This window comes from Oceanipulchritudo coccoides, assembly GCF_010500615.1.
Classification (GTDB): domain Bacteria; phylum Verrucomicrobiota; class Verrucomicrobiia; order Opitutales; family Oceanipulchritudinaceae; genus Oceanipulchritudo; species Oceanipulchritudo coccoides.
Map to the genome: position 1 here is coordinate 1 of NZ_JAAGNX010000042.1, position 271 is coordinate 271.

Sequence of the window (271 nt, forward strand, 5' to 3'; positions counted from 1 at the left end):
TGACACAAAGCCTTGCTCAAGCTTCTCTACTGGCTCCGGGCACGCTGTTTTCGACGAAGTACCGGCTGGATCTGCCCCCAGATACTCAGCTCGCCAGCATAGCGCAGGAAGCCGCGCGCGTCTTCGCCGAGAAAGGCGTGCGCTGGACGGATGCACGCAACGGCGCACCCGGCGTCTCCGAATTTGTCGACCGCCTTGGCGCGTTTCTGGTACTGGTCGGCCTGTCCGGACTTGCCGTGGGCGGCGTCGGGGTCTCCTCTGCCGTTCGGGC

At 64.9% G+C, this 271-nt stretch carries 1 pseudogene; it reads left to right on the plus strand.

Annotated features, from left to right (window positions below):
• Nucleotides 1-271: pseudogene (locus tag G0Q06_RS14360) on the plus strand (ABC transporter permease); the annotation flags it as partial.